13 protein-coding genes are annotated in these 17,430 nt (G+C 71.9%); 9 read left to right on the top strand and 4 right to left on the bottom strand.

The features are described 5' to 3' along the window. Positions 1–60: 60 nt before the first annotated feature. The 5 genes from leuS to IG84_RS0126635 all read left to right on the top strand — a co-directional run bounded on the left by leuS (position 61) and on the right by IG84_RS0126635 (position 8,920). The gene (gene leuS / locus IG84_RS0126615; protein WP_031062292.1) at positions 61–2,940 is read left to right on the top strand and encodes a leucine--tRNA ligase; all 2,880 of its coding nucleotides are present in this window, start codon (positions 61–63) and stop codon (positions 2,938–2,940) included. Positions 2,941–3,101: 161 nt separating this feature from the next. Further along, positions 3,102–3,842, top strand: coding sequence for a hypothetical protein (locus IG84_RS0126620; protein ID WP_031062294.1), 741 nt, complete (start codon positions 3,102–3,104; stop codon positions 3,840–3,842). Positions 3,843–4,021: 179 nt separating this feature from the next. Further along, positions 4,022–4,867, top strand: coding sequence for a DegV family protein (locus IG84_RS0126625; protein ID WP_031062296.1), 846 nt, complete (start codon positions 4,022–4,024; stop codon positions 4,865–4,867). A 295-nt stretch (positions 4,868–5,162) separates the two neighbouring features. Next, entirely contained in the window at positions 5,163–5,960 is a 798-nt protein-coding gene (locus IG84_RS0126630) for a ComEA family DNA-binding protein (protein ID WP_031062298.1), read from the top strand. After that, positions 5,957–8,920: a ComEC/Rec2 family competence protein gene (locus tag IG84_RS0126635; RefSeq protein WP_078649431.1), complete on the top strand. Its 2,964-nt coding sequence runs from the start codon at positions 5,957–5,959 to the stop codon at positions 8,918–8,920. Before IG84_RS0126630 ends, IG84_RS0126635 begins: the two co-directional genes overlap by 4 nt. On the opposite strand, the gene IG84_RS0126640 is transcribed toward IG84_RS0126635, so the two are convergent. Then, entirely contained in the window at positions 8,850–10,367 is a 1,518-nt protein-coding gene (locus tag IG84_RS0126640) for a PstS family phosphate ABC transporter substrate-binding protein (RefSeq protein ID WP_031062302.1), read from the bottom strand. The two genes, IG84_RS0126635 and IG84_RS0126640, sit on opposite strands and share 71 nt — an antisense overlap. A 201-nt stretch (positions 10,368–10,568) precedes the next feature. Between IG84_RS0126640 and IG84_RS0126645 the strand changes: the two genes are divergently transcribed. Both IG84_RS0126645 and IG84_RS0126650 read left to right on the top strand, forming a co-directional pair. Then, positions 10,569–11,054, top strand: a complete 486-nt coding sequence (locus tag IG84_RS0126645; RefSeq protein ID WP_031062304.1) for an RrF2 family transcriptional regulator — start codon at positions 10,569–10,571, stop codon at positions 11,052–11,054. Continuing rightward, a complete protein-coding gene (locus IG84_RS0126650) occupies positions 11,024–11,824 on the top strand; it encodes an arylamine N-acetyltransferase family protein (RefSeq protein WP_245659620.1) in 801 nt (266 codons plus the stop codon). Before IG84_RS0126645 ends, IG84_RS0126650 begins: the two co-directional genes overlap by 31 nt. Before the next feature lie 17 nt (positions 11,825–11,841). On the opposite strand, the gene IG84_RS0126655 is transcribed toward IG84_RS0126650, so the two are convergent. Continuing rightward, positions 11,842–12,093 carry a hypothetical protein gene (locus IG84_RS0126655; RefSeq protein WP_031062307.1) on the bottom strand — a complete coding sequence of 84 codons (252 nt, stop codon included), beginning with the start codon at positions 12,091–12,093 and terminating at the stop codon, positions 11,842–11,844. Positions 12,094–12,185: 92 nt separating this feature from the next. Between IG84_RS0126655 and holA the strand changes: the two genes are divergently transcribed. Continuing rightward, positions 12,186–13,172 carry a DNA polymerase III subunit delta gene (gene holA / locus IG84_RS0126660; protein WP_031062309.1) on the top strand — a complete coding sequence of 329 codons (987 nt, stop codon included), beginning with the start codon at positions 12,186–12,188 and terminating at the stop codon, positions 13,170–13,172. Between the two features lie 238 nt (positions 13,173–13,410). On the opposite strand, the gene IG84_RS42675 is transcribed toward holA, so the two are convergent. After that, entirely contained in the window at positions 13,411–14,343 is a 933-nt protein-coding gene (locus IG84_RS42675; RefSeq protein WP_281179385.1) for a hypothetical protein, read from the bottom strand. Between the two features lie 463 nt (positions 14,344–14,806). Further along, positions 14,807–15,073 carry a 30S ribosomal protein S20 gene (gene rpsT / locus IG84_RS0126670; RefSeq protein ID WP_030249540.1) on the bottom strand — a complete coding sequence of 89 codons (267 nt, stop codon included), beginning with the start codon at positions 15,071–15,073 and terminating at the stop codon, positions 14,807–14,809. A 373-nt stretch (positions 15,074–15,446) separates the two neighbouring features. On the opposite strand from rpsT, the gene lepA reads away from it, so the two are divergent. Next, positions 15,447–17,315, top strand: coding sequence for a translation elongation factor 4 (lepA, locus tag IG84_RS0126675; RefSeq protein WP_031062312.1), 1,869 nt, complete (start codon positions 15,447–15,449; stop codon positions 17,313–17,315). The last annotated feature ends 115 nt before the right edge of the window (positions 17,316–17,430 follow it).

Below are 17,430 nucleotides of genomic sequence, written 5' to 3' on the forward strand. Positions count from 1 at the left end.
AAGGTGCCCGCAAGGGGTGCGTTTCCGCAGGCAGAGACGATCGATGGAGCTTTGAGGACGATGAGCGAGACGACCACGGCCGCCGAGGCGGCGGCCCCGCACCGCTATACGGCCGCGCTGGCCGCGGACATCGAGGCACGCTGGCAGGACTTCTGGGAGCAGAACGGCACCTACGAGGCGCCGAATCCCAGCGGTGACCTGGCCGGCGCCCCGGAGCAGGTGGACAGGCCCAAGAAGTTCATCATGGACATGTTCCCGTACCCCTCGGGCGCGGGTCTGCACGTCGGCCACCCCCTGGGCTACATCGCCACCGACGTCTACGCCCGCTTCCAGCGCATGACGGGCCACAACGTCCTGCACACCCTGGGCTTCGACGCCTTCGGCCTGCCCGCCGAGCAGTACGCCGTCCAGACGGGCACCCACCCGCGGGCCTCCACCGAGGCCAACATCGTCAACATGAAGGCGCAGCTGCGCCGCCTGGGCCTGGGCCACGACCAGCGCCGTTCGATCGAGACGATCGACCCGGCGTACTACAAGTGGACCCAGTGGATCTTCCTGCAGATCTTCAACTCCTGGTACGACACCGACGCCAAGAAGGCCCGCCCGATCGACGAGCTGGTTGCCCAGTTCGAGGCGGGGGAGCGCGAGACGCCCGACGGCCGCGCGTGGGCCGACCTGAGCCCCCTGGAGCGCGCCAACATCCTGGGCGAGTACCGCCTGGCGTACGCCTCGGACGCGCCCGTCAACTGGTGCCCGGGCCTGGGCACCGTACTGGCCAACGAGGAGGTCACCGCCGACGGCCGCTCCGAGCGCGGGAACTTCCCCGTCTTCAAGGCCAAGCTGCGCCAGTGGAACATGCGCATCACGGCCTACGCGGACCGCCTGCTGGAGGACCTGGACGGGCTGGACTGGCCCGAGGCGATCAAGCTGCAGCAGCGCAACTGGATCGGCCGCTCCGAGGGCGCGCGGGTCGACTTCCCCGTGGGCGACCGGCGCATCACCGTCTTCACCACCCGCCAGGACACCCTGTTCGGCGCGACCTACATGGTGCTGGCCCCGGAGCACGAGCTGGTCTCCGGCGAGGACTCGATCGTCCCGGACGCCTGGCCCGAGGGCACGCACGACGTGTGGACCGGTGGCTACGACACTCCGGCCGAGGCCGTCGCCGCGTACCGCAAGCAGGCCGCCTCGAAGTCGGACGTCGAGCGCCAGGCCGAGGCCAAGGACAAGACCGGCGTCTTCACCGGCGCGTACGCGATCAACCCGGTCAGCGGCGACCGCGTCCCGGTCTTCATCGCCGACTACGTCCTGATGGGCTACGGCACCGGCGCGATCATGGCGGTCCCGGCGCACGACTCCCGTGACTTCGCCTTCGCGCGCGCCTTCGAGCTGCCCATGCGCTGCGTGGTCGAGCCCTCGGACGACCGCGGCACCGACCCGTCCACCTGGGACGACGCGTTCTCCTCGTACGACGCGAAGATCGTCAACTCCTCGGACGACACCATCTCGCTGGACGGCCTGGGTGTCACCGAGGCCAAGGCGAAGATCACCGAGTGGCTGGCCGCGCAGGGCATCGGCGAGGGCACCGTGAACTTCCGGCTGCGCGACTGGCTGTTCAGCCGGCAGCGCTACTGGGGCGAGCCCTTCCCGATCGTGTACGACGAGGACGGCGTGGCGCACGCGCTGCCCGAGTCGATGCTGCCGCTGGAGCTGCCCGAGGTCGAGGACTACTCGCCGCGCACCTTCGACGCGGACGACGCGGACACCTCCCCGGAGACCCCGCTGTCCCGCAACGAGGACTGGGTCAACGTCGAGCTGGACCTGGGCGACGGCCGGGGCGTGCGGCGCTACCGCCGCGAGACCAACACCATGCCCAACTGGGCCGGCTCCTGCTGGTACGAGCTGCGCTACCTGGACCCGAACAACGACGAGAAGCTGGTCGACCCGACCGTCGAGCAGTACTGGATGGGCCCGCGCGAGGGACAGCCGCACGGCGGTGTCGACCTGTACGTGGGCGGCGCCGAGCACGCCGTGCTGCACCTGCTGTACGCCCGCTTCTGGTCCAAGGTGCTGCACGACCTGGGGCACATCGCCTCGGCCGAGCCGTTCCACAAGCTGTACAACCAGGGCATGATCCAGGCGTTCGTCTACCGGGACAAGCGCGGTATCGCCGTCCCGGCGGCCGAGGTCGAGGAGCGCGACGGCGGGTACTACTACCAGGGCGAGAAGGTCAGCCGCGTCCTGGGCAAGATGGGCAAGTCCCTGAAGAACGCCGTCACCCCGGACGAGATCTGCCAGGAGTACGGCGCGGACACGCTGCGGCTGTACGAGATGGCGATGGGCCCCCTGGACGTCTCGCGCCCCTGGGACACCCGCGCCGTCGTCGGCCAGTACCGCCTGCTGCAGCGCCTGTGGCGCAACATCGTGGACGAGGCCACCGGCGAGGTCACCGTCACGGACGCGGAGCCGGACGAGGACACCCTGCGCGCCCTGCACAAGGCCATCGACGGCGTCGGCCAGGACATGGCCGGGCTGCGCTTCAACACCGCGATCGCCAAGGTCACGGAGCTGAACAACCACCTGACGAAGGCCGGCGGCAGCGTGCCGCGCGCGGTCGCCGAGAAGCTGGTCCTGCTGGTCGCGCCGCTGGCCCCGCACATCGGTGAGGAGCTGTGGCGCAAGCTGGGCCACACCGACTCCGTGGTGCACGCGGACTTCCCGGTGGCCGACCCGCAGTACGTCGTCGACGAGACCGTGACCTGCGTCGTGCAGATCAAGGGCAAGGTCAAGGCCCGCCTGGAGGTCTCGCCGGACATCTCGGACGCGGACCTGGAGGCGACGGCGCTGGCCGAGCCCGCGGTCGTGAGCGCGCTGGGCGGCGCGGGCATCCGCAAGGTGATCGTGCGGGCGCCGAAGCTGGTCAACATCGTTCCGGCGTGATCCGGTTCCCACGTGCGCCTGCCCGGCAGGCGCACGTGGGGGATGACCATTAAGGGCAGGTTGGGGGTTCTCGGGGAACCCGCGGCCTGCCCCAGGCGTTTACGGTGGGAGAAGGAAGCAGTCCGTCCGTCGGCCCGACCGAGCCCACATGAGGTAAGCCCATGACCGCTGTGCTCGCGATCCTCGCCCTGCTCTTCGTGCTGTTCGTCGCAGCCGGCGTGTTCGTGACGGTCAAGGCCGTCTCGGCGACCAAGCGCGGCGTGGACCGTACGGTCGCCCAGGCGCGCCGCACGGTCGAGGACACCACCCTCCGCGCCCGGCAGTACACCCAGACCGGCCCGGCCGGACAGCTGGCCCAGATGCGGCTCTCCCTGCGCACCTCGATGCGCGCCACCCAGGAAGCGCTGCGTGCGGCCGCCCCCGAGGACCAGTCGCTGAGCGAAGCGCTGAACCTGTTCGCACGGCTCAGCGCGCACGGCCACGAGCTGGACGCCGACCTGAAGCGCCTGGAACGCGAGCCGGACCGGACGCGGATCGCCGACCGCCTCCCCGAGCTGCGCGACCGCCTGGAGCGGATCACGCATTCCTCCGACTCGCTGCGCTGGGCGGCCCAGGACCGCGCCCAGAAGTTCGCCGACGACGACCTGTCGGCGCTGGCCGGACAGATCGACGTGGAGGCGGGCGCGCTGCGGCACTGGACGTCGGCGCCGGGCGCGCGCGAGACCACCTCCGGTCCGGGTACGGGGGCCGTGCCGGACCCGCTCGCCGCATGGCCGCCGCCGTCGGAGCAGCCCGGTACCGCCGCTGCCCCCGAGGGCCCGCAGGCCATCGACGCCCCGGACCCGCGCATACGGACGCCCTACTCGTGGCAGAAGACGGCCCGTCCGGAGAGCGCGGGCTGACATGGCCGGAGAGCGGTGCTCGATGCCGCCGGCTGCGGGCCGGGGAGCTGCCGGATCGCCGACAGACGGTCTCGCAGTTGGCGCGAAATCGGCTGTGGCGCAGCGCCGGGTAATCGGAGAAGATCTTGAGGCAGGGCCCGCACTGTCGGGCTCCGGGTTCTCTGGATAACCTCCCAGTCATGTCCCGCCATGTCGCGATCGTCACCGATTCAACGGCCTACCTGCCGCGGGCGGCGCTGGAGCGCCACGGCATCACGGCGGTGCCGCTGACCGTGGTCCTCGGCGACGAGGCCCTGGAAGAGGGAACGGAGATCTCGGCCAGGTCGGTCGCCCAAGCCCTGCAGAAACGCAAGTACGTCACCACCTCCCGGCCCGCTCCCGAGACGTTCGCCGAGACCTACCGCGAGGTCGCGGCCGCGGGCGCCGACGGCATCGTCTCGCTCCACCTCTCCTCGGAGTTCTCCGGGACGTACGACGCGGCCGTACTGGCGGCCAAGGAGGCGCCGGTCCCCGTGCGGGTGGTGGACACCGGCATGGTCGCGATGGCACTGGGCTTCTGCGCCCTCGCGGCCGCGGAGGTCGCACAGTCCGGCGGGGACGTCGACGAGGCGGTGGCCGCGGCCGAAAAACGCGCCGAGGGCACCTCCGCGTACTTCTACGTCGACACCCTGGAGTACCTGCGCCGCGGCGGCCGCATCGGCGCGGCACAGGCCCTGCTGGGCTCCGCGCTCGCGGTCAAGCCCCTGCTCCAACTCGCCGACGGACGCATCGAACTGCGGGAAAAGGTCCGTACGGCTTCCAAGGCCATCGCGCGCCTGGAAGAGATCGTGGCGGACCGGGCGGGCACGGCTCCGGTCGATGTCGCGGTGCATCACCTGGCGGCGACCGAGCGCGCCGACGCCCTGGCCGATCGCCTCCGTGCCCGGGTGCCGGGCCTGATGGACCTGCACGTCAGCGAGGTGGGCGCGGTGATCGGCGCGCATACGGGGCCAGGGCTGCTGGGGGTTGTGCTGTCGCCGCGGTAGGGCGGTGGGGTGCCGGGGAGGTGGGAGCGGTGGAGTGATGGTGCTGAGGTCGCCGTGACGGCGTTCTTGCCGCTCTGATTCCCTCGTCCGGGTGGCCGGGTTATCCACAACTCGACGGTTATCCACGGAATTTGGTGGTGATCGACGGGATTCGCGAAATCGCTCTAGCGTCGTCGACATGACTCCGCGAACTCGCATCTCCGCACATTCCCCTGATCCCCCTGACCCACCTGTTCCGCCTGCTCCACCTGATCCACTTGATCCACCTGATTCATGGGGGCCTGGCCCGTTGCCGATGGCTCGATGGCGGGTGGCGCTGCAAGAGCGACTGCCGTTGTGGATCCAACTGCGGTGCGGCACGGACCCGAAGGCGCTCGGCGCGCTCGCCGTCGTGCTGCTGATCGCCGTGGCCTTCGCGGTCCACCATTTCTGGACCGCGCGGCCCCAGACGGTACGGGCGCCGACGGCACAGCACGCCTCGGCAGCCGCACCGGGCGGCGACCCGACCACGGCCGAGCGGGCGGGGCCGGCCGGGCTCGCCGGTCCGAGCGGTGCCGCAGCCGGCGGGACCACGGCAGGCGCGACGGCCGGTGCGGTATCCGGCGCCTCGGACCGCCGCATCGTCGTGGACGTCGCGGGCAAGGTGCGCCGCCCCGGCATCCACCGCCTCCCTCCGGGGGCCCGCGTCGCCGATGCGCTGCGTGCCGCGGGCGGGGTGCTGCCCGGGACGAACACCCGCACGCTGAACCGCGCCCGACTCCTGGCGGACGGCGAGCAGGTCGTCGTCGGCGCTCCGGCCGCGGCCCCTGCGGCATCGGGCGGCGCTGCCGCCGCCGCTCCTGGTACCACGGGCAGTGGGGGCGCCCCGGGAGGCTCCGCTGCAGCCGGTGGCGCCCCGGCCAGTCCGGTCAGCCTGAACTCCGCCACTGCCGACCAGCTCGACACCCTCCCAGGCGTCGGCCCCGTCCTTGCCCAGCACATCATCGACTTCCGCACCCAGCACGGCGGCTTCACCTCGGTCGACCAACTGCAGCAAGTGAACGGAATCGGTGACCGCCGCTTCGCCGACCTGCGTCCCCTGGTGCAGCCATGACCACCCCGTGGGCTCCGGCCTCCTCGTACGGCTCGACTGCCGGGCAGTCGACGAACGACCCCGAGGGGGAACGGGCCGACTCACGGCCGACCCCGGCCGCCCCGCAGCCGTCGGCAGGGCCTGGTGCCCCGCAGGTGCAGAGTCCGCAGGGGGAGGGACCGGCCGACCTGCGGTTGGTTGCACCGGCGCTCGCGGCCTGGGGAGCCGCGGCACTGGCTCTGGACGCCCCCGTCCGCCCGCTGCTCCTGTTCTGTGCCGCTGCCCTCGTGCTGGCCGGCCTCGCAGTCCTCCGGGCCGTACGCCGCCGCGCGGCCGGACCGGCCGCCTCCCCGGAGCCTGGCCCGCGTCCCCGCACCGGTCTTCTTCGCAGCGGGTGGCGCCGACGGCGTACGGCATGGGACGCGGGGACACTCGTCGCGGCGGCCGCGGTGCTGCTCTGCGCGGTGGGTGGTGCGGCCGCGGCCGCGCTGCAGGGAGCGGATCTGCGGCGCGGCCCGGTGCCCCGGCTGGCGCATCAGTACGCGCAAGCCACCGTCGAGTTGGAGGTGACCGAGGACCCGCACCTCGCCCGGCAGCGAGTGCGCGGCGCGCAACGTATGCCGGCCGCCGTCGTGTTCGCCGCCGACGTACGCCGCATCACCGCACCGGACGGTACGGTGACCGCCCTCCGCACCCCCGTCCTGGTCATCGTCCCCCAGCACCGGCCTCAGCCGGACCGCACGCCACGCACAGGAGACGGGCAGGACGGGCGAGAGCACACCCACTCGACCGCGCAAGCCCCCGACAGCGCCGCCACCGGTCCCTGGCGGGCGCTGCTCCCGTCCACACGCATCCGGGTCGGGGCACGGCTCGCACCCCCGCTGCCGCCCACCGACCGGGTGGCCGCCGTACTGCGCGTAGCGGCCGATGCGGCCGACTCACCACCGCGGCGCATCGGTGGCCCCACGTCTCTCCAGCGGCTGGCGGGCTTCCTCCGGGGAGGGCTGCGCGAGGCGTCCGATGGCCTGCGGCCCGACGCGCGCGCCTTGCTGCCCGGGCTCGTCGTCGGCGACACCTCCCGGCTGACGCCGGAGCTCGACGACGCCTTCCGGGCCACCGACCTGACCCACCTGCTCGCCGTCTCCGGCAGCAACCTCACCATCGTGCTGGCCCTGCTCATCGGCCCGCCGCAGCTCGCCATACGTGCCGAACGCCGGGGCATCGCGCCCCGCCTGGGCCTGTCGCTGCGGACCACGGCGCTGATCGGCGGCGCGGTGGCGCTCGCCTTCGTCGTCGTGTGCCGCCCCGACCCCAGCGTGCTGCGCGCCGCCGCCTGCGGCCTGATCACGCTGCTGGCCATCGGTTCGGGGCGCCGCCGTACGCTGCTTCCCGCGCTCGCCGCCGCCGTGCTGCTGCTGGTCCTCTACGACCCCTGGCTGGCCCGGAGTTACGGCTTTCTGCTCTCCGTCCTGGCCACCGGCGCGCTGCTCACTCTCGCACCGCGCTGGAGCGCCGCCCTGCAGCGGCGGCGCGTTCCGCCGCGGCTCGCCGAGGTGATCGCCGCGGCCGCCGCCGCGCAGGCCGTGTGCGCACCGGTCATCGCGGTGCTCGCCGCCCGCGTCGGCCTGATGGCCATCCCCTGCAACCTGCTCGCGGAGCTGGCCGTGGCGCCCGCGACGGTGCTCGGGTTCGCGGCCCTGGCCACCGCGCCTCTTCTCCCGCCGCTCGCCATCGCGTTCGCCTGGTGCGGGGGATGGCCGGCCGAGTGGATCGCGGCGATCGCGCGGACGGGAGCGGCGCTGCCCGGCGCCGAGTTCGGCTGGCCCGGTGGCTGGGCAGGGGGCTTCCTGCTGGCCGCGGTCATCACCGCCCTGGTACCGGTCGCCCGGGTCCTGCTGCGGTACCGCTGGTTGTGCGTCGTCTGCGCCCTGCTCCTGGTCGTTCTCGTCGTCCGGCCCGTGCCCCTGACGCGGATCATCACCGGCTGGCCGCCGCCCGGCTGGCGGCTGGCCGTGTGCGACGTCGGCCAGGGAGACGGCCTCGTCGTAGCCACCGGCCCCGGCAGCGCGCTGGTCGTGGACACCGGCCCCGACCCGCGTGCCATGGACCGCTGTCTGCAGGAACTGGGCGTACGCCGCATCCCGCTCCTCGTCCTCACCCACTTCCACGCCGATCATGTGGACGGCCTCCCAGGCGCGCTCCGGGGCCGCAGCGTCGGCACGCTGGAGACCACGACGCGCGAGGACCCGCCGGACCAGGCGGCGTTCGTCCGCAAGGTGGCGGCCGACCATGACGTACCGGAGATCAGGGCCGTACCGGGGGAGCGGCGCCGAGCGGGCGCGGTGTCCTGGGAAGTCCTCTGGCCCCCGCAACCGTCACCGGTGCCGCCCCAGCTCCCGGCCCTGGCCTCGGCCCCGGCCGCGCGCCCGGCCATGCGTACGGCGACCGGTTCGCCGCCCCCTGTTCCCTCCACCGGGCCCATGCCCGAAGGGCCCAACAACGCCAGCGTCACCCTCCTCGTGCATACGGCAGGACTGACCGTCCTTCTCCTCGGTGACCTCGAACCGCCCGCTCAGCAGGAACTGTTGGCCGCCCACCCCGGGCTGCGGGCGATCGACGTGCTCAAGGTCGCCCACCACGGCTCCGCCTATCAGGACCCGGCGCTCCTGCGCGCGCTGGCGCCGCGGCTCGCCCTGATCAGCGTGGGTGCCGGGAACCCGTACGGCCACCCGGCTCCCAGCACGGTCGCCGCGCTGCGCGTACAGGGGGCGAGGGTGCTGCGTACGGACACCGACGGCGCGATCGCCGTGACGGGCAGCGTCACCACCGGCCTCGCGGCCGCCACCAGCAACGGCCGGCGTCGGCGCCCGGTCCGCGGAGGGCAGCGGCCGGCCCGCCGCCGGGTGGCGGTCAGGGACGGCATACGGAGGCCGACAGGCTCCGGTCGTCGGCGCAGGGCACGTGTTTGTACATCCGCATGACGTTCTTCGCGGTGTCGGAGTTCAGGTAGGTCAGGAACTTCGCGGCGAGGGAGCCGTCCGCCGGATGCCCGTAGGAGTACAAGAACTCAACGGTCCAGAAGGGGTACTCATGTTGCTGTCCCCACTCGATGTCGGGCTCGTGCCCGTCCAGCCGGATGGCGATGACGTGCGGCCGCTTGGCCGCCGCGTAGGTCTCGGCGTAACCGACCGCTCCCGCCACGCGGTCGACCGCGTCCAGCAGTCCGGTGGTGCTGTTCACCTCGCAGCGGGTGACGCGGGCCCGCTCGTCCCGGTCCTTGCCGGTGCAGTCGTACGACGACACCACGCCCGGCTCCGAACGGTGCAGCACGGTCGTCTCGAAGGCCCGCCGGGTCCCGGAGCCGGCGTCGCGGCCGACGACGTGGATCGGGAGGTCGTTGCCGCCGACGTCCTGCCAGTTGGTGTACGTGCCGTCGTAGATCTTCCGCACCTGGTCGAGGGTGAGGTTGTCGACGCCGGTGCGTTCGTTGACGACCAGGCTGAGCAGGATGACGCCCACCCGCTCGCCCTGCAGCCGCCCGTAGATCGAGGGGGCGGGGACGTCGGACATGGCGAGGAAGGACGGGCTGCCGGAGCGGGTGGCGCGCCCGGACCGGTTCAGGTTGGCGAGGCCGGAGAGGCTGCCGCTCCGGGCGACGTCGATCGCGGCACCAGGGCAGCGCGCCTGATACTGGCGGGCGATCTCCTGCATCGGGGGAGCGAACGCGGTGGACCCGTCGATGGTCAGCCGCCCCGTGGCGCACTCGGCGCGGGCGGGCGGTGTCGGGGTGCTGAGCAGCAGTCCGCCCAGCAGCCCGACCAGCACGATGAAGAGGCCGCCGAGGGCGAGGCTCGGCTTGCGTGGGCCCCAGCGCTGGGTGTTCCGGCGGATCCGGCCGCCGCTGAGGAAGCCGCCGACGACCACCTCGCCGCCGGTCCGCGCCCGGCCGCGGCCTGCGGCGTCCTCGTCCGTTCCGGAGAGCAGCACCAGCAGCTTGAAGTGGTTGCGGGTGTTGAGCGGGACCTTCGGTATGTGCAGGCGGTTGCCGCTGTGGCGCAGGCCGGCGCCGGGCCGGGTCAGCATGCCGATCAGGTCGGTCGGGTTGGCGTCCGGTACCTCGACGCCGATGACCGTGCGGCCGGTGAACTCCACCGTCAGGGGTTCCTGGTAGTCCTGCCGGACGATGTCCTTGCTGCCGTCGTTCTCGATCCGCAGCAGGGCCAGCGTGGCGTCGGAGATCTCCTGTTCCTGTCTCAGGAGCCGCAACTGCACGAGACTGTGGGCGTCCTGAGGGTTCATGCCGATCGGGGTGTCCATCTGGACCCGGTAGCCGATGCGCTTGCGGCCGGGCAGGAAGCGCTCCACGGCCCAGAGCACGGCGGTGGCCGCGAGTCCGGCCAGGGCCAGGATGGTCTCGGTGTCCGGCATGGCCACGGCAACCTCGCACGGGAGATCGGAGAGGGGACGACTGCGCTCTGTGGGACTGAGGGTGGAGCTGAGGGCAAGTACGGTGATGCCCGCAATCTAGGGAGCCCTCGCCATGGCCGAGCACGCTTCGGCAAGCCTTCACCAGAGGTTCAGCCGACAGCCGTCGGAGCCGGGAGAACCCGGATCTGTAAACTCCAGATTATGAGGATGAGTGAAGGCGTCGAGTGGGGGCTGCACTGCTGTGTGACGCTGGCCTGGCTCGGGGACGAGCGGCCGGTGTCCACGGCGAGGCTGGCCGCGTTCTTCGACCTGCCGGCCGCGTACCTCAACAAGCGCCTCCAGGCGCTCGTACGGGCCGGCATCCTCAGCTCGACGCCGGGCGCCCGCGGTGGTTTCCGGCTCGCCCGGCCACCGGAGGCGATCACGCTCATGGACGTGGTCACCGCGATCGAGGGGCCGGAGGAGGCGTTCCGCTGTACGGAGATCCGGCAGCAGGGCGCGGGGGCCGAGGGGCCGGGGCGCGACTTCCGGGCGCCGTGCGGCATCGCCACGGCCATGCGCCGCGCCGAGCTGGCCTGGCGCCGCGAGCTGGCCGCGCAGACCCTCGCCGATGTGCTCGCCGCGGCCCCGGCGACAGCGGCGGACCGTACGCGGCGATGGTTCGCGATGGAGAGGACGGGGAGCTGATGGCCGCCGTCGACGCGTACCTTCGGCGGATCGGTGCCGCGCGGCCCGCTGTGCCTGATGCCGACGCGCTGCGGACGCTGCACCTCCAGCATCTGCGGACGGTGCCGTTCGAGAACCTCTCCATCCACCTCGGCGAGGAGATCGTCCTCACCGAGCAGGCGCTGCTGGACAAGGTCGTACGGGACCGCCGGGGTGGGTTCTGCTACGAACTCAACGGGGCGTTCGCGTTCCTGCTGACCGCGCTCGGGTACGACGCCGAGCTGCTGTCCGGCCGGGTCTACGGAGAGGACGGGCGGCTGGGCATCCCGTACGACCACGCGGCCGTGCGTGTCCGTACGCCGGGCGGGCCGCTGCTGGCCGATGTCGGGTTCGGGCGGCACAGTCACCATCCGCTGCGGCTGGACACGGCGGAGGAGCAGGCCGAGCCGGGCGGGGTCTTCCGGGTCGTGGAGACGGCCGAGGGTGACCTCGACGTACTGCGGGACGGGGCGCCGCAGTACCGCCTCAAGCTGCGGCCACGGGCGCTCGCCGACTTCGAGGCGGGCTGCTGGTGGCAGACCACGTCGCCGAAGTCGCACTTCACCCAGTCGCTGGTCTGTTCGCGGCTCACCGATGACGGCGGCCGGATCACGCTCTCCGGCCGGACGCTCGTGACCACCGAACCCGACGGGAGCCGGACGGAGCGCGAGATCCCCGAGGCGGAGGTACTCGCGGCCTACCGCACGCACTTCGGCATAACCCTCGACCGCGCCCCGCTGCGGACTGGGTGAGAGGGACCCGGTAGGGGTCAGGGGCGGGCTGGTTCCAGCCAGCCCTCGTATGCGGCGGCCAGGGTGTCCAGGGCGGCCGGGTCGCAGGTGGATCGGGGGTCTTCCACGACGACGAGCCACTGCGCGTCCTCGGCGTCGTCCTCGCCGGCCAGGGCGTCCCGTACGAGCTGCGGCTGCTGGGTCACGCCGTACTCGTCGGTCAGCACCTCGGCCACTTCCTCAGCGGCGTCCCGGTCGGGCAGTACCAGTACATGTCGAACATCGCTCACCCGGCCATTCTCCGACAGCGGTCGTCCACCGGCAGCGGCCGGTGCCGCGGTCGGCGGCCGGTGTGTCAGTGGGGCGTGGGATGCTGTGCGCGATGGCCAGGAAGACAGCAAACGACGACCTGCTCGCTCCCCTCACGCTCGCCGTGGGGCAGGAAGAGCTGCTGCTCGACCGTGCGGTGCAGCAGGTGGTGGCGGCGGCGCGGGCCGCCGACGCGGACACCGACGTGCGTGACCTCACCCCCGATCAGCTCCAGCCGGGCACGTTGGCCGAGCTGACCAGTCCCTCGCTGTTCGCGGAGCGGAAGGTCGTGGTCGTGCGCAATGCCCAGGACCTGTCCGCCGACACGGTCAAGGACGTCAAGGCGTACCTCGGCGCGCCGGCCGAGGAGATCACGCTGGTGCTGCTGCACGCGGGCGGTGCGAAGGGCAAGGGACTGCTGGACGCCGCGCGCAAAGTCGGGGCGCGCGAGGTGGCCTGCCCGAAGATGACCAAGCCGGCCGACCGGCTGTCATTCGTGCGGGGGGAGTTCCGTACGGCGGGGCGGTCCGCGACGCCCGAGGCGTGCCAGGCGCTGGTGGACGCCATCGGCAGCGACCTGCGGGAGCTGGCCTCGGCGTGTGCGCAGCTCGCGGCGGATGTCGAGGGCACGATCGATGACGCGGTGGTCGCGCGGTACTACACCGGCCGCGCCGAGGCTTCCAGCTTCACGGTGGCCGACCGGGCGGTCGAGGGGCGCGCGGCCGAGGCGCTCGAGGCGCTGCGGTGGGCGGTCTCGACCGGGGTCGCGCCCGTCATGATCACGAGTGCGCTGGCCCAGGGCGTGCGCGCGATCGGCAAGCTCGCCTCCGCGCCGCGGGGGGCCCGGCCGGGCGATCTCGCGCGGGAGCTGGGGATGCCGCCGTGGAAGATCGACCGGGTACGGCAGCAGATGCGGGGCTGGTCGGCGGACGGCGTGGCGGTGGCCCTGCGCGCGGTCGCCGAGGCGGACGCGGGAGTGAAGGGCGGGGGCGACGACCCGGAGTACGCGCTGGAGAAGGCGGTCGTCACGATCGCCAGGGCGGCGCGCTCCCGCCGCTGACCCTTCGGGCCGGGCCATTCGAAGTGCCGGCCGGGCCGGTCGAAGGCCGGGCGCCCCGTAGCGTCGGCCGGGCCATGGAAACATCGGCCCGGTCCCGCCGGGCGCCGGCCCGGCCACCCGGAGCGCCCCGATACACCGGACCGTCGGTACACCGGCGCGCCCGTCAGCCGCTCGGCCGGGAGCCGGGAGCCGGGAGCCGCTCAGCCACGAGCCGCCCAGCCGCCAGCCGCCCAGCCCCTCAGCCCTTCATCTTCGCCAGTGTTTCCTTGGCGCTGGTGCGGAGCATGTCGGCGACCTCGGTGGAGTCGGGGCGGCCGCTGTTGTTGCTGCTGGAGTAGCTGGACCAGGTGGTCTCGTACGTCAGCCAGCCGTCGCGGACGCCGAGGACCACGTACGAGCCCTTGCTGTCGGCGGTTTCCTCGCGGGTCACCAGGTATGCCTCGTCACCGAGGCCCCGTACGGGCTCGACCTTGTAGTGGGTCGAGGACCGTTCCTGTGCGTACGAGCGGTACTGCGCCGCGAACTCCGGTGCCGGGTCGGTCTTCTTGTGCAGGAACGCCTTGGAGTAGAGGAGGGTGGAGGAGTAGTCGTTGTCGCCCGCGTCCTCCGATACGAGGTCGGCGTTGCACCACATGGAGTCCAGTGCGGGGTCCTCGTGGCCGCTGGACTCGGGGTTCTCGCCGGAGCTGTCCGAGGTGCTGCTGTCCTCCATCTTGAAGCGCGCGTCCTCGAACGGCGTCCAGGAGGTCGATCGGCAGAGGTCGGACTGGTAGCGGTAGCCGCGCAGGTCGGGGCTGGGCTCGCCGCCGAGGCCGCCGGTCGCGGCGAGCACGCCGGCCCAGACGGCCGAGGCGATCACGGCGCCGCCGAGCGCCCACAGCCAGGAGGGCATGCCCTTGCCGGTATTACCGGAGCCGCCCGGCCCGCCGCCGTAGCCGGCGGGGCCGGCACCCGGCATGGGCGCTGTCGGTGCGCCGTGCGGCGCGGCCGCCGGGTAGCCGTAGCCGGCCGGTGGCTGGGGCTGGGCGTACGGGTTCTGCTGCTGGGGCACCTGACCGTACGGGCTCCCCGGCTGCGGCCCCGCCGGGGACGGCGGCGGTGGCGGTGGCCCCTGGGGAGGCTGGTGCGGCTGCTGGGCGTACGGATTGGGCTGTTCCCCCGAGTTGGACATGAGCGGCAGCGTAGCCGACGGGAATCAGCCATCGCTGCCCTGTCCAGAGAGAGCCGGAAGGCCGCCCTTGCGCGGGGCCGGAGCGGGACTCACAAGCCGAGCACCCCGCCCCGCACTAGCCCAGGACCACCCTCCCAACCGAAGCCCCGCCCCGTACAAGCCGAGCACCCCGCCCCTCACCCACACACAAGCCGAGGCCCCCACCCCCACAAGCCAAGAACCCCGCCCCCGCCCTGGGGAAGGGCGGGAACGGGGTCCTCGGGATCAAGCTGGGTGCGCCGCACCCGCGTGGCGAACGCAGGCCGCGTGCGGCGCGGGGGCCGGGGAGGAGCGGAGAGAGGGGCCGCTGGGTCCTCACCGGCGGTGAAGCGTGATGACTGCCGTACAGGTCATGACCCGTGACGGCGGCCGCGAGACTTTCACGGAGGTCTCGGTCGCGAGGTCTCCGCGAAGCGTCAGAAGGTCAGCCCTTGAGGGACGCGACCTTCTTCGCCAGCGCCGACTTCTTGTTGGCGGCGGCGTTCTTGTGGATGACGCCCTTGCTGACGGCCTTGTCGAGCTTCTTGGCCGCCTCGGCCTGGGCGGTGGTGGCCTTCTGCAGGTCACCGGCCTCCACGGCCTCGCGGGTGCGACGGATCGCGGTCTTCAGAGTCGACTTGACAGCCTTGTTGCGCTGACGAGCCTTCTCGTTGGTCTTGATCCGCTTCATCTGGGACTTGATGTTCGCCACGAAAGAGCCTTTTCAGGTTCGTTGGATTCCGGGGGGCCGAGCCGCAGCTCGTCCGTCCCGGGCTTTCTGCGTGTCGCGTACACCAGAGCGCACGAAACACAGTGGACCAGGCTACCAGCAGGGGGAACGGCCACCCAAAACCGGACCGCAGCACCGCCACGACCGGGCCGCGGCGCCCCCACGGCCGAGCCACCGGAACCGTCCCGGCCGGCCCCCCGGAGCCACCACGGCCGCACCCTTGGAACCGCCTGGGCCGCCCGCCCCCGCCTCCCGAACAGTTTGAGGCCGCAGCTCATGGGACGATAGGGAGGACTAAATACCCGAGTCCCGCCTACTGCGTCTCCTGACCCGCGTTCTCTGAATGGACCTCTGCGTGCCCGCGACCCCTACGAACGTGCCGGAGCCGAGCCGTACCGACCCGGCTCTCCTCCGTAACTTTTGCATCATCGCGCACATCGACCACGGCAAGTCGACGCTTGCCGACCGGATGCTCCAGCTGACGGGAGTCGTGGAGCAGAGGCAGATGCGCGCGCAGTACCTCGACCGCATGGACATCGAGCGCGAGCGGGGCATCACCATCAAGTCGCAGGCGGTCCGCCTGCCGTGGGCCCGTACGGACGAGGAGGGTGGGGCGACCCACATCCTCAACATGATCGACACCCCCGGGCACGTCGACTTCACGTACGAGGTTTCGCGGTCGCTCGCCGCGTGCGAAGGCTGCATCCTGCTCGTCGACGCAGCTCAGGGCATCGAGGCGCAGACCCTCGCCAATCTGTACCTGGCGATGGAGCACGACCTCACGATCATCCCCGTGCTCAACAAGATCGACCTGCCGGCCGCGCAGCCCGAGAAGTTCGCCGCCGAGCTGGCGAACCTCGTCGGCTGCGAGCCCGAGGACGTGCTGAAGGTCTCCGCGAAGACCGGCGTGGGCGTGGACGAGCTGCTGGACAAGGTCGTGCGGGACGTGCCGCCGCCGGTCGGCGTGAAGGACGCGCCGGCCCGCGCGATGATCTTCGACTCGGTGTACGACGCGTACCGCGGTGTCGTCACGTATGTGAAGGTCGTCGACGGCACGCTCGGCAAGCGCGAGCGCATCCGGATGATGTCCACCGGCGCCGCGCACGAGCTGCTGGAGATCGGGACGAACTCGCCGGAGATGACCCCGGCCGACGGGCTGTCCGTCGGTGAGGTGGGTTACCTCATCACCGGTGTGAAGGACGTCCGGCAGTCCAAGGTGGGTGACACGATCACCCAGCTCAACAAGGGTGCCGAGAACCCGCTCGGCGGCTACAAGGACCCGAAGCCCATGGTCTTCTCGGGCCTGTACCCGCTGGACGGCTCGGACTACCCGGAGCTGCGCGAGGCGCTGGACAAGCTGCAGCTCAACGATGCGGCGCTGGTGTACGAGCCGGAGACCTCGGCCGCGCTGGGCTTCGGTTTCCGCGTGGGCTTCCTCGGCCTGCTGCACCTGGAGGTCATCCGGGAGCGGCTGGAGCGCGAATTCGGGCTGGACCTGATCGCCACCGCGCCGAACGTGATCTACGGCGTGACCATGGAGGACGGCACCGAGCACGAGGTGACCAACCCCAGCGAGTTCCCCACCGGCAAGATCGCCGAGGTGCGCGAGCCGGTCGTGCGGGCCACGATCCTCACGCCGAGCGACTTCATCGGCGCGGTCATGGAGCTGTGCCAGAACCGCCGCGGCAACCTGCTCGGCATGGACTACCTCTCCGAGGACCGGGTGGAGATCCGGTACACGCTGCCGCTCGCCGAGGTCGTCTTCGACTTCTTCGACCAGCTCAAGTCCAAGACCCGCGGTTACGCCTCGCTGGACTACGAGCCCACCGGCGAGCAGATCGCCGACCTGGTCAAGGTCGACATCCTGCTGCACGGCGACCAGGTCGACGCGTTCTCCGCGATCTGCCACAAGGACAAGGCGTACGCGTACGGCGTCCGGCTCGTCGCCAAGCTGCGCGAGCTGATCCCGCGGCAGGCGTTCGAGGTGCCGGTCCAGGCGGCCATCGGCAGCCGGGTGATCGCCCGCGAGACCATCCGCGCCATCCGCAAGGACGTCCTCGCCAAGTGCTACGGCGGTGACATCTCCCGTAAGCGGAAGCTGCTGGAGAAGCAGAAGGAAGGCAAGAAGCGGATGAAGATGGTGGGAAGTGTGGAGGTTCCGCAAGAAGCCTTCATCGCGGTCCTGTCCTCCGACTCCGACGGTGACTCCAAGGGCAAGAAGTAACGCCGCACGGTGACCGTCGCGAGGCGGCGGCGCGCCGTCGGGCGACGCGGGCGCCCGTTCCCAGCCGGGGACGGGCGCCCTTCGCGTACCGGCGCGGTCGCCGCCGTACCGCGGT

This window comes from Streptomyces ochraceiscleroticus, from assembly GCF_000720485.1.
Taxonomy (GTDB): Bacteria; Actinomycetota; Actinomycetes; order Streptomycetales; family Streptomycetaceae; genus Streptomyces; species Streptomyces ochraceiscleroticus.